Source organism: Pseudoclavibacter sp. JSM 162008 (assembly GCF_041366455.1).
GTDB lineage: Bacteria > Actinomycetota > Actinomycetes > Actinomycetales > Microbacteriaceae > Pseudoclavibacter.
Window position 1 is genome coordinate 245,823 of the sequence record NZ_JBEWYX010000004.1, and the last position, 11,034, is coordinate 256,856.

The window sequence follows — 11,034 nt, forward strand, 5'->3', positions numbered from 1 at the left end:
CTCAAGACCGGGCTTAGTGTTGAGGGCTTCCGACTTGACGCGGGGTGAATTACAACGATGTAATGATTCCGACGCGCGGGCAGGTGCCCGCAAGCAACGTGGGGAGAACGTGATATGGCAATTCCAGGGAGGAACCCCTCGGTTCCCGAAGACTGGTATGTCGACCCGGTCGTCCTCGGCGTCCCAGGAGTCCGCAGGAATGTCGGAGACGACAACCCGCTCGCCTGGCAGGCAGACGCGCTGTGCGCGCAGGTCGACCCCGAAGCCTTCTTCCCGGAGAAGGGCGGCTCGACGCGCGACGCGAAGCGCATCTGCGATTCCTGCGAGGTCCGGAGCGACTGCCTCGAGTACGCGCTTTCCAACGATGAGCGCTTCGGCATCTGGGGTGGGCTGAGCGAACGGGAGCGGCGCAAGCTCCGCAAGCAAGCCTGAGCGGCGCGGGCGTCAGGCCCGGGCCGCATCGTCTTGGCCAGTCAGTCTCGGGTGAGAGCGCGCGAGCAGGCAGGGCCCCGTCTCGACTCCGGTCGGGCGGGGCCCTTCGTGCATCCATGAGCGGGAGAGTCGGATGCATGAGCGGGAGACGAGCCAGTGTGACGTCGACGCGTGTCGCGGCTTGCCGCCCCCAATGCGAGATCGGCCGGGGGACCCGAATACCATTCGTTCAATGCGTCCCGGAGTCACCGCAATCCTTGTCGCGCGAGATGCGTCGCGCGCGCTCGAGCGCACCATCGCCGCGCTCGAGGGCTCCTCGCGCCTCCCCGAACGCGTCGTGATGGTGAATCTGGCCTCGACGGATTCGACACTGGACATCATGCGCGCGTCCGAGCCGGACATCCTGCTGACGTTGGAGACCGACACGACCTTCGGCGGTGCCGTCGCCGAAGCCGTTGCCGTGCTCGAGGAGCAGGGGCTCCACTCGGAGGGGGATTGGCTCTGGCTGCTCGCCGCCGACAACGCCCCGGAGCACGATGCGCTCGAGCAGCTCCTCGCGACGGCTGAGCGGAATCCGTCGCTCGAGGTGACCGGCCCGAAGCTGGTGCGCAGCGACGACGCCGCGACGCTCGTGGAGTTCGGCCAGTCCATGCTGCAGAACGGTGAGAGCCTGCGCCTTCGCGAGGACGAGCTCGATCAGGGCCAGTTCGATCAGGATTCCGACGTGCTCGGTGTCGCGGCCGGTGGGATGCTGGTGCGCCGTGAACCGTGGTTGGCTCTCGACGGTTTCGACCCCGGTCTCCCGGCAGTGGACGATGCGCTCGACTTCTGCACGCGCGTGTGGCTCGCCGGCGGACGTGTGCTCCTGACCCCGTCTGCTCGAGTCGCCTGCGACCCGGAGGCTCCGGGCACGGCCGCGATGAACCCCTCGATGAGCGCCTCTGCCGTCGCGGCGGCGCGCGATACCGCGAGGGTCCACCGCAGTCTCACGAAGACCCCGCCGCCCGCGTTCGCCGTGCTCCGGCTCCTGCTCATCCCGATCGCCATCCTCAAGGGCGTCTGGCACCTCGTTCGGAAGCGTCCGCGGCGTATCCTCGCAGAGCTCAGGTCCGCCGCTCGCGTGACGTTCGGCAAGACGGGCGCGGCCCGCTCGAGGGCGCAGTTCGCGAAGACCCGCACCGAGTCGTGGACGGTCATCGAGCCGTTGCTCGTGAGCGCCGAGGAGAACCAGAAGACGCTGGGCCTGCAGCGCGAGGAGCTGCGTGCGCTCACGCACGAGGAGCGCGAGCGGTACTCGCTGGTCGGCTCCGGCGGCCTCTGGGTGCTGCTCGTGTCCACGCTGCTCGGCCTCGGGCTGGCGCTGCCGCTCATCGGTCAGACGACGCTGTCCGGTGGCGGACTCCTTCCCGTCGCCGACTCGATCGGCGCGCTGTGGGGGAGGACGGGGTACGGCGTCCGCGACGTGGGCGACGGGGCCTTCGGTGTGGCAGACCCCTTCACCTATGTGCTCGCGGTGCTCGGCACCCTCACCTTCTGGTACCCGAGTCTCAGCATCGTGCTGCTCTGGCTCTTCGCCCTCCCGCTGGCCGCGATGGGCGCCTGGCTTCTTGTGGCGCGCCTCACCAAGCGGGCCGGCCTCCGCGCCTTCGGTGCGTTCGCCTGGATGCTCGCGCCCCCGCTGCTGGTGGCGCTGGCCGAGGGGCGCATCGCGGCGGTCATCGCGCACCTCGTCCTCCCATGGCTGATCTTCTCCGCCCTGAGCGCTTCGCGGAACTGGTCGCGCGCGGCGGCCACCGGCCTGCTCGCCGCAGTCGCGATCGCATCCGCTCCGCTCCTCGCGGTCCCGCTTGCCGTCGTCTGGCTCGTCTGGCTGGTGATCGGCGGTCGTGGGTTCCTGCAGCGACTGCTGACGGCCGCTCCGACCCTGGTCCTCTTCGCTCCGCTCGCGGTCGCGCAATGGAACCGAGGGCGGCCGCTGGCCCTGTTCGCCGACCCGGGCGTCCCGCTCGCGAGCACGGCGCCGGATGCGTGGCAGCTGCTCCTCGGCTTCCCCACCTCGCTCGTCGCCGATCCCAGCTGGGCTGGTGGGCAGCTCGAGGCGTATCCCTTCGCCCCGATCATCGCCGCCGTCCTGGTGGCGCCCCTGTTCCTTCTCGCGGTCCTCGCCCCCGGTGGCCGCAACTGGCGCGCGGCGCTCTTCGGTCTCCAGCTCCTCCTCCTCGGCTTCGTGACCAGCGCGGCGGCAACCCGTCTCGGGTTCGCGCACGTCGGCGTCGAGAGTATCTCGCTGTGGCCGGGCAGTGCGCAGTCGCTCATGTGGCTCGGCGCTGTGGTGGCGGCCGCGGCGACGCTCGGGGCGATCCGAGCGCGCGCTTCGCACGTCCTCGCCGGCGTCACGATCGCGGGCATGGTGCTCCTGGCTGCACTACCGGCAACTGCGGTGGCGCGCGGCGACGCACTGGTCGGCGCAGGCGACGGCCGGTCCCTTCCCGCGATCGTCGACGCCCAGGGGCGAGCTTCTGACGAGGTGGGAACCCTCGTCATCGTTCCGCTTCCGAGTGGCGCGGTCGAGGTGCGGCTCGAACGGGGAACGGGTGACGGCCTCGACTCGCAATCGACGCTGCGCACGACAAGCGTCGGTTTCTCCTCCGGTGACCAGCGCCTGGCTGAACTGGCCGTGAACTTCGCCTCGGATTCCCTCTTCCGCCCGACAGAGGAGCTGCACGCGCTCGGCATCTCGTACCTGCTCGTGCCGGAGGGCTCAAGCGACGCGGCGACGATGGAGGGCCGACTCGTGTCCTCGCTCGACGCGAACCCGGGCCTGCGTCCGGCGGGTGCAACGGAGTTCGGCGCGCTCTGGCAGGTGGTCGGACCCACGCTCGAACCCACCGACCCGAGCGTCGCTGGCCCCCTCGACACTGCGAACACCGGGACGACGCTCGGGCGGTGGATGCTCATCGTGCAAGGCGTCCTGCTCGCGCTGACCCTCCTCACTGCCCTCCCGACCGGGGGCCTCACGGCGCGTGCCGCCGATATGCGCCGCCGCGAGAAGACCACCGGTCGCCCCTGGTACGACCTGGACGGCGACGGTTTCGACGATGGCGAGCGGATGCTGCGTCGCGACGTCACGTCGCTCACCGTCGATGACTTCGAGGACGACGATGACGACGTGCTCGGCACGGGAGCACGGGGAGGCGACCATGACGCCCGATGAATCGACCGTGATCGCCGAGGCGCGTGCCGCGGACGACGCCGCCCGCGAGGCTTCCAGACCTGCCGCGAGCGGCCGGCGTCCCATCTGGCGGGTCCTGAGCGTCGGCGCCGCGCTCGTGACCGTGGGAGGCGTGGTCGCGGCGGTGCAGCTCGCACCGGAGGCCGTGCTCTCCACTCCCGCCAATGCTGTCCTCGTCAGCCCGGTCGCGAGCGCGCAGGAGCGCGTGTGCCCAGGCCCCCTCACGTTGCTCGGCTTGGCGACGGATGACCCGACGCTGCCAGCGACCCTGGGGACGACGAGCATCCGTCTCGCCGGAGACCTCGACGAGCTCGACATCGAGCCGATCGTGCAGTCGACCCCAGCCGCCGACGAGCAGCAGGCGCTCGCGCCGGTCCGCTTCACGGTTCCGGGGATGACCGAGGACGGCGCCCCGACCGAGTTCGGAGCGGCACAGACACTGGAGCTCGCTCAGCCCTCGGCCGCGGGCTTCGCCGCGACATCCTGCCGCATGCCGTCCGCCGAGCAGTGGCTCGTCGGGGGGAGCACCGCGGAGGGCAGCAGCACGCAGCTGGTCATCGTGAACCCCGCCGACCGAGCCGCCGAGGTCCGCGTGACGGTGACGACGGCGGATGGCACGGTGCAGGCCCCGACGATCCGCGAGATCGCGGTGCCCGCCAGCAGCCGTGAGGTGGTGAGCCTCGAGGGCGTGGCGCCCGACCGGGGCGACCTCGTCGTGCAGGTCGAAGCCGTCTCCGGCAGCGTGACCTCCACACTGCACCAGACGCGCACCTCGGGGGCGACGCCGAGCGGCATCGAGATCATCGGAGCGCAGGACGCGCCGAGCACCTCCCTCTCGATCGTGGGCGTGCCCTCGACGAGCACGGCGTCCGAGGCGGAGGGCACCCTGGTGCTCGAGCGCGGCGCCACGCTTCGCGTCCTCGCGCCCGGCGACGAGGAGACCGAGCTCTCGGTGGCCGTTCGCGATGCAGCAGGCACCTCGCTCGAGCCGATCTCGCTGACGATCCAGGGAGGCCGAACCACCGAGATCCCGCTCACCGGATACCCGATCGGCCAGTACACCCTCGAGATCGAGGCAAGCCACCCCGTCGTCGCCTCGGTGCAGACGACGGCCACGGCGACCTCCTCGGACCTGGCCTGGTACCAGCCGGTTCCCGCGCTGAGCGGCGGCCAGGTCGTGGCCGTGCCGAACGGCCCGTCACCGAAGCTGCAGCTCGCCGACGCCGACGGGGTCGAGAAGACCGCGACGCTCATCGCAGACGACGGCACTGAGACTGCGATCTCCATCCCGGCGCACGGCACCACGTCCGTCGACGTCGAGGCAGGCCGCGAGTACCGGCTCGAGGGACTCGATCGGATCTCCGTCCAGCTCGCCTACGCGGGCGACGGCCAGCTCGCTGCCATCCCCATCTCGGCGAGCAACCCGCTCGCCGAGGTCATCACCGTCTACCGCTGAGCGCCGGGCCTGCGGCCGGCGAGGTCACTCGTCGCCGAAGCGCTCCGGCGCGATGTCCCACGGGTCCGAGCCGAGCAGCTCGGCGACCGCCTGCAGCACGCACCGTTCCACGAGCATCCGGTAGTGCACCGGGTCCTCGCAGTGCAGCCGCGCGAGCCGATCGATCGCGACTCGATAGAGGATGATCCGGTTCGGAGCCTCGACATGCCAGCGGTCCATGCCATCGGAGTGCTGCAGCGTCTTGGGCACGTTGGCGATGTCGACCTGCACGTTCGCGAGCCGTTCGGGATTCGCCGCGCGCAGGTAGTTCATCGCATCCGCGACATGGTTCTCGAACCTGACCACGCGTCCGGTGAGCATCGGAAGGTAGGGGCCCGCGACGCTCGAGCGGATGCCCCTGCCGTGCCTTCCGCGGGCGAGGCCGCGCTCAGGGCGCGCCTGCCTCCTGGCGTTCTCGGATTTCTTCTCCCGGCGGCGACGTGGCATGACTGCGAGTTTACGCCCGGCGTACACTTGCCCCGATGCCCAATCGACCATGCTCACGAGTCGCGTGCTCCCGCAAAGCGGAGTACACGCTGACGTTCGACTACGAGGACAAGCTCGCCGTCATCGGCCCGCTTGCGCTCGCGGCGGAACCGCACAGCTACGACCTGTGCGCACGCCACGCAGAACGCTCGACGCCACCGCAGGGTTGGAGCATGATGCGTCCGGTAGTTTTGGGTTCATGACTTCTGTGGCTATCGCACCCGCGTCGACTGACGAGCGGGGTTCTCTCTCTGGTGTCGTGAAGAGCTATGACGTTCGGGGGCTCGTGGGCAGCGAGCTCACGGAGGCGCTCGTGACGGCGCTGGGCGCCGGGTTCGTCGACGAATTCGCTCTCGCCGGGCAGACGGTCGTCGTCGGCCACGACATGCGCGACTCCTCGCCTGGCTTCGCCGCCGCCTTCGCCCGCGGTGCCGTCGCGCGAGGTGCGAACGTCACGCACATCGGCCTCTGCTCGACTGACGAAGACTACTTCGCGTCCGGCCGCTACGACGCGGCCGCCGCCATGTTCACGGCAAGCCACAACCCCGCCGCCTACAACGGCATCAAGCTCTCGCTCGCGGGCGCCAAGGCGCTCAGCTTCGACACCGGTCTCTCCGCGATCCGCGACAGGGCAGCCGCGTTCCTCGACGACGGCATCCCCGCGGTCGACCAGCCGGGCTCGGAGCAGCGCATCGACGTGCTCGCTGACTACGCGGCGTACCTGCGCGAGCTGGTCGACCTCTCGGGCATCCGCCCGCTCAAGGTCGTCGTCGATGCCGGAAATGGGATGGGCGGGCTCACCGTGCCCGCCGTGCTGGGCGACGCGGCCGGTCTCGGGGCGCTGCCGCTCGAGATCATCCCCATGTACTTCGAGCTCGACGGCACCTTCCCCAATCACGAGGCGAACCCGCTCGACCCCAAGAACCTCGTCGACCTGCAGGCGGCCGTCGTCGAGCACGGCGCGGATCTCGGTCTCGCCTTCGACGGCGACGCCGACCGCTGCTTCCTGATCGACGAGCTCGGCGAGCCCGTCTCGCCGAGCGCCGTCACGGCGATCGTCGCGCGACGCGAGATCGCACGCGTGCGCGCAGCCGGCGAGAACGAGCCCACGATCCTCCACAACCTGATCGTCTCCCGTCACGTGCCGGAGGCCATCGAGCAGGAGGGCGCGAAGGCGGTCCAGACGAAGGTCGGCCACTCGCTCATCAAGGCGCAGATGGCGGCCACCGACGCGGTCTTCGGCGGCGAGCACTCGGCGCACTACTACTTCCGCGACTTCTGGAGCGCCGACAACGGGATGCTTGCCGCCATGCACGTGCTCGCAGCGGTCGGCGGATCCGACAAGCAGCTCTCCGAGATCGGCGGGCTCGAGAACCCGTACTTCGCGTCCGGGGAGATCAACTCGACCGTCGCGGATGTGCCCGCCGCCCTGGCGCGGATCGTCGACGCCTTCGCCAGCATCGCCGAGTTCGAGGAATTCGACGGGCTCACGGTCCGCGGTGCGGACGAGACCGGCTTCTGGTGGTTCAACGTGCGCGCCTCCAACACGGAGCCGCTCCTCCGTCTGAACGCCGAAGCCAAGGACGAGGCACGCCTGCAGTCGCTTCGCGACCAGGTGCTGTCCCTCATCCGAGCGCAGTAGCAACGGGCCTCCGCGCCCCTCTCGGGGCCGGGGCCGGCAGCATCCACCACCACCCCCGGAGCAAGGAAGCAGCACTCATGGCACCAACGTCGGGTATCGAGCTCTCCACCGAACGTCCGTTCGTCGTCGCGGACCTGGCACTGGCAGCCGCGGGTCGCCACCAGATCCGTCTCGCCGAGATCGAGATGCCCGGGCTCATGGCGCTCCGGGCGCAGTACGCCGGGCAGAAGCCGCTGGCCGGGGCGCGCATCGCGGGATCGCTGCACATGACCGTCCAGACAGCGGTGCTCATCGAGACGCTCACCGACCTGGGGGCCGAGGTCCGCTGGGCGAGCTGCAACATCTTCTCCACGCAGGACGAGGCGGCCGCGGCCGTCGCCGTCGGGCCGGAGGGCACGGTCGAGGCCCCGACCGGAGTGCCGGTCTTCGCGTGGAAGGGCGAGACGCTCGAGGAGTACTGGTGGTGCACCTCGCGCATCTTCGACTGGAGCGCAGAGGGAGCAGTCGGCCCCAACCTCATCCTCGACGACGGCGGCGACGCGACCATGCTCGTGCACCTCGGCCGCGAGGCCGAGCTCGCCGGGTCCGTCCGGGAGGCGAGCGATGAGGACAGCACCGAGATGCGCGTTGTCCTGGACACCATTCGCGAGTCGCTCGCGCACGACGCCGGGCACTTCACGCGCATCGCCGAGGAGGTGCGCGGCGTGACGGAGGAGACGACCACCGGTGTGCACCGACTCTACGAGCTCGCCGAACGCGGGGAGCTGCAGTTCACGGCGATCAACGTGAACGACTCGGTGACGAAGTCGAAGTTCGATAACACGTACGGCATCCGCCACTCGCTTCCGGATGGCTTGAACCGTGCGACGGATGTGCTCATCGGCGGCAAGACGGCGTTTGTCGTCGGGTACGGCGACGTCGGCAAGGGGGCTGCGGAGGCCCTTCGCGGGCAGGGCGCCCGCGTGATCGTGAGCGAGATCGATCCGATCTGCGCGTGGCAGGCCGCGATGGACGGCTTCCAGGTCGCGAAGGTCGAGGACGTGCTCGACCAGGTCGACATCTGGATCACGTGCACCGGCAACAAGAGCGTGCTGACGCTCGAGCACATGCTCGGCATGAAGCACATGGCCATCGTCGGCAACGTCGGCCACTTCGACAACGAGATCGACATGGCCGGCCTCGAGCGGCTCGAAGGAGCGACGCGCGTCGAGATCAAGCCGCAGGTGCACGAGTGGCGCCTTCCGAACTCGCGTTCGGTGCTTGTCCTCTCGGAGGGGCGCCTGCTCAACCTCGGCAACGCGACGGGTCATCCGTCGTTCGTCATGAGCAGCTCCTTCACGAACCAGGTCCTGGCGCAGCTTGAGCTCTGGCAGCGACTCGACGCCTACCCGATCGGCGTCCATGTGCTGCCGAAGCACCTCGACGAGCAGGTCGCGCGCCTTCACCTCGATGCCCTGGGCGTGCAGCTCACCGAGCTGACGCCGGAGCAGGCCGACTACATCGGCGTCGAGGTCGGCGGGCCCTACAAGGTCAGCCACTACCGATACTGATCCGTTCGGCCACGTCCGATCGCCGAGACGACGAAGCCCGCCAGCTGTTCTGGCGGGCTTCGTCGTTGCCGCTCGGTGACCGAGCCGTTCAGCCTCGGTCGGGGAAGGAGTGGGGCATGCCGTTGAGGGTGGGCGCGAGTGCGTCCTCTCGCCGGGCGATCGCGGCGAGGGCCGCGAGCTCGCGGTCTCGGCGCAGGACAGCCAGGCCCCGCAGATAGGTGTCAGCGTCGACATCCGGGATCGGATGCACGTGGGGGAGCGTCTCGCGGGCGATCTCGCCTGCCGCCCGGTCCCGGTGTGCCGGAGTGAGCTGCGCGGACTGGTCCAGGTAGTCGAGGATGCGACGCGAGGTGCGGTCGGGGAGCCTGCCTGCGTCCGCGATCGTCGCCCACCCGACGAGCTGCGGGGGCATCGGCCCGAGGTGGCGGCGGAGCTTCGGGGCCCGTTCGCGCTGGCAGGTCGTGCCGGCGAGGACGTCGCCGAGCCGTTTGGCCCGGGAGTTGACGAGACCGGTGATGATGGCGATACCGCCTGCCGACCCGTAGAGCTCGATGAATCCGAGGAGGGCGCGGATGAATGCCTGACGGAACCCGGACGCGCCACCGTCGTCGCGGACGATCCGCAGGCCGGTCGCGAACTTGCCGACCGATCGCCCGCGCGTGAGCGTCTCGACGACACAGGGGGCGACGACGAGGCAGGCGACGAGCAGGGCGATGGCGATGGCGCTGAGCAGCGCTTCGTCGATGGCAACGGGAAAGTCGTCGCTCGACAGGATGGTCATCGTGAGGATGAGGAGCCCAATGTAGCCGACCATGTAGACCAGCGCGTCGAGGGCGGAGGAGGCGGCCCGGAGCGCAAAGCCCGCGGGTCTCACGTCCAGGTGGACTCCTTCGCCGACGACAAGCTGCTCGTCGGTGACGCTCAGGCGTTCCCTGGGTCGCGTCTGAGTGGCCATGGCAGTATTGAAACAGATGGATCTTGAAGCTCTCATAACCGCCCGTTCGGCGGATTGGCAGCGCCTGGGGGCGCTCGCTCGGCGCCGCAATCTGACCGGCGCCGAGATCGACGAGCTCATCACCCGCTACCAGGATTCGTCGACGGAGCTGTCGGCGCTGCGCACGAGCTACGGGGAGACTCGGGAGGGGGAGTTCCTCTCCGTGCAGCTGTCGCGTGCGCGGGGGAGGTTCACCGGAGCCGGGCGAAACATCCTGGTGCTCCTCGGGGCGTTCTTCACGATGGCGCTGCCTGCTGCGCTCTACCGCGTGAGGTGGTGGACGCTTGGCGCGGCCCTCTTCACGATCGCGGTCGCCGCGCTCAGCTACTGGTGGATCGTGGCGAACCCGGAGATCCTCGGCTTCCTCGGTTCCGAGGCCGCCCTGGAGCAGTACGCCGAGGAGGACTTCGTCGGCTACTACTCCGAGTTCTCGGAATCCAGCTTCGCTGCGCGCGTCTTCACGAACAACGCGTGGATCGCGGCGCAGTGCATCGCGTTCGGCATCACAGGACTCTGGGTGCCGGTGGTGCTCGTGCAGAACGCGCTCGGACTGGGCCAGAGCGCAGCTGTCCTCGGTGCTCACGGGCACCTCGACGTCTTCTTCCTCTGGATCGCGCCCCACGGCCTGCTCGAGCTCACGATGGTCTTCGTCGCTGCTGGGGCAGGTCTTCGCATCTTCTGGGCATGGGTGGCACCGGGGGCGAAGACGCGGATGCAGTCGCTCGCTGACGACGGCCGCGCGCTCATCGTCGTGGCAATCGGCACGACGATCTTCCTGTTCATCTCCGGACTCGTCGAGGGGTTCGTGACTCGTCAGGACTGGCCGTGGCCGATCAAGATCGGCATCGGCGCCGCGGCGCTCGGTCTGTACCTGGTCTACGCGCTCTGGCTCGGCGGCCGCGCAGTTCGGGCGGGGGAGACCGGGGCCCTCGAGAAGTTCGATGGCGGAGCTCAGCGCGTCTACGCCGGCTGACTGCGTTGACGCGGGCTGACCTGCCAGTGGCCCGGAGCGCGGGTGGAGCAGGGGATGCGGGCGACACGCCCGGGATCGCCCCGAGTTGTGCGTCGCTAGGTCTCTGCGTAATGTAATCACTCGTCAGGCCGACGGAGCGAAACGCGAGAGCGGGTCGCACGGGCCGGACAGTTCTGAAAGAAAGATCAGCATCTGCCACTTGTTCTTGCAAGTTGGAGCAACATGATCTA

At 69.4% G+C, this 11,034-nt stretch carries 9 protein-coding genes; 7 read left to right on the forward strand and 2 right to left on the reverse strand.

Annotated features, from left to right (window positions below):
- Positions 1–114: 114 nt before the first annotated feature.
- The 3 genes from ABVF28_RS05315 (at position 115) to ABVF28_RS05325 (ending at position 5,120) form a co-directional block, all read left to right on the forward strand.
- Positions 115–432 (forward strand): WhiB family transcriptional regulator, encoded by a 318-nt coding sequence (locus tag ABVF28_RS05315; RefSeq protein ID WP_104252260.1) that lies wholly within the window; start codon positions 115–117, stop codon positions 430–432.
- A 232-nt stretch (positions 433–664) separates the two neighbouring features.
- A complete protein-coding gene (locus tag ABVF28_RS05320) occupies positions 665–3,646 on the forward strand; it encodes a glycosyltransferase (protein WP_371029730.1) in 2,982 nt (993 codons plus the stop codon).
- A complete protein-coding gene (locus ABVF28_RS05325) occupies positions 3,633–5,120 on the forward strand; it encodes a DUF5719 family protein (protein ID WP_371029731.1) in 1,488 nt (495 codons plus the stop codon). Before ABVF28_RS05320 ends, ABVF28_RS05325 begins: the two co-directional genes overlap by 14 nt.
- Positions 5,121–5,144: 24 nt before the next feature.
- On the opposite strand, the gene ABVF28_RS05330 is transcribed toward ABVF28_RS05325, so the two are convergent.
- Entirely contained in the window at positions 5,145–5,606 is a 462-nt protein-coding gene (locus ABVF28_RS05330; RefSeq protein ID WP_179557960.1) for a hypothetical protein, read from the reverse strand.
- Positions 5,607–5,641: 35 nt separating this feature from the next.
- Here ABVF28_RS05330 and ABVF28_RS05335 point away from each other — a divergent pair, with 35 nt between their 5' ends.
- The 3 genes from ABVF28_RS05335 to ahcY all read left to right on the forward strand — a co-directional run bounded on the left by ABVF28_RS05335 (position 5,642) and on the right by ahcY (position 8,837).
- Positions 5,642–5,848, forward strand: a complete 207-nt coding sequence (locus ABVF28_RS05335) for a DUF3499 family protein (protein ID WP_104252264.1) — start codon at positions 5,642–5,644, stop codon at positions 5,846–5,848.
- Complete coding sequence (locus ABVF28_RS05340) at positions 5,845–7,287, forward strand: phosphomannomutase/phosphoglucomutase (protein ID WP_371029732.1); 1,443 nt, start codon at positions 5,845–5,847, stop codon at positions 7,285–7,287. Before ABVF28_RS05335 ends, ABVF28_RS05340 begins: the two co-directional genes overlap by 4 nt.
- Before the next feature lie 77 nt (positions 7,288–7,364).
- Positions 7,365–8,837 carry an adenosylhomocysteinase gene (ahcY, locus tag ABVF28_RS05345; RefSeq protein WP_104312788.1) on the forward strand — a complete coding sequence of 491 codons (1,473 nt, stop codon included), beginning with the start codon at positions 7,365–7,367 and terminating at the stop codon, positions 8,835–8,837.
- A gap of 88 nt (positions 8,838–8,925) precedes the next feature.
- On the opposite strand, the gene ABVF28_RS05350 is transcribed toward ahcY, so the two are convergent.
- Positions 8,926–9,792 (reverse strand): RDD family protein, encoded by an 867-nt coding sequence (locus ABVF28_RS05350; RefSeq protein ID WP_371029733.1) that lies wholly within the window; start codon positions 9,790–9,792, stop codon positions 8,926–8,928.
- Between the two features lie 16 nt (positions 9,793–9,808).
- Here ABVF28_RS05350 and ABVF28_RS05355 point away from each other — a divergent pair, with 16 nt between their 5' ends.
- On the forward strand, positions 9,809–10,804 hold the full coding sequence (locus ABVF28_RS05355) for a stage II sporulation protein M (protein ID WP_371029734.1): 996 nt from the start codon (positions 9,809–9,811) through the stop codon (positions 10,802–10,804).
- Positions 10,805–11,034: the final 230 nt, after the last annotated feature.